The following is a 1,197-nucleotide window of genomic DNA, read 5'->3' on the forward strand; positions in this document are numbered from 1 at the left end:
TTATTGCAGGAAAAATCAAGGGAATATGGAAACCCTTGCTGCTCGCTCTGCTTCATACCCTGGTCAAAAAGAAATGCGACATAGCCAAACCAGAGTATAACCGCGAGAACCGCCACAAGGAACAGCAGTCTCCATCCACTCTTCCATGACCGTGGTATCATAGCGGGCACTCCCAGCACAGGTGAATCTCGCACGGGATGGGAAAAATCCGTCGCTTTGTCAGGAAAGCGTGCGGGGGCTCCGGCTTTCTGAATTTTCATCAGACCCCCCGCACCAAAACAGGCCGCAGAAAGCCGTTCTCGGACGGCAAATTTTCATCAGAATATGTCGGTATTCTGCACCATGAATCCATCCCGGATCTGCATAGGCCTTGTCGGGGTCGGATAACTTTTTAGTGATTCTCCGGGCCCGGCATATGGCCGGCACTGCTTGCGATGCCCTGCAATCACGGCTGATATTTACGAGGGGTAACCTATAGAGAACTGCAGGAGTGCCACACCGGCACCATACCAGTGAACGCCCCGCTAAATTATAGCCAGACCCTGAACATCAGACGGGAAACCTTTTATCGGACCCCCTCCTTCTCTTTGATCGGAACCCGTATGGCCCCGTTCATCCAGAAGACCGGTCCGAAAAGTGCTGTCAGGAACCTGAAAAACCCGTTCCCGGATATCGAAGCGTTCGACTCCGTCGTCAGGTCGCTCATCTTCCAGAACCCGCTCGGCTGCATGTCGTTCCGGAGCCAGCGGAAAAGCCATCCCCCGGTCGAGCGGGTACGGGCGATGTATACCGCGAAGTTCGTGTACCGGAATGCAAAAGGGAAACGGATCGGGGGGAGTATCGAGACCTATAACTCGGTCGACGGCTACCAGTACGGCATCCATGCGGTCCTTGCCAACATGGCAAACGCTGCCGCCCATGGCGGGAGGGCAATCCATGTCCCGGAAGACGACCTCTTTGCCGTTACGCTGAAATGCCATGACCCCGACAGCGGACTGTACTTCCTGAGCCTCGCCCGGGACCGGGTGACGCTCTCCTCGTTTGCAGATGAGAGTATCCTGGCCCGGGTTGAAGCGTGGGCGGACGGGGTGCCGGGACTAAAGTGACCTCCGGTAAATATCCTGACCATGCTTTTTTTACCGTGAAAACAGAATCATCCTGTACGAGAGCCATGACATCGATCGATGAGATCCGGTC

At 55.3% G+C, this 1,197-nt stretch carries 1 protein-coding gene; it reads left to right on the top strand.

What is annotated here, in order from left to right; translation table 11 throughout:
* The first annotated feature begins 602 nt into the window (after positions 1–602).
* The gene (locus CW742_RS14015) at positions 603–1,106 is read left to right on the top strand and encodes a hypothetical protein (RefSeq protein WP_292421438.1); all 504 of its coding nucleotides are present in this window, start codon (positions 603–605) and stop codon (positions 1,104–1,106) included.
* The last annotated feature ends 91 nt before the right edge of the window (positions 1,107–1,197 follow it).

Source organism: Methanoregula sp. (genome assembly GCF_002835825.1).
Taxonomy (GTDB): domain Archaea; phylum Halobacteriota; class Methanomicrobia; order Methanomicrobiales; family Methanospirillaceae; genus Methanoregula.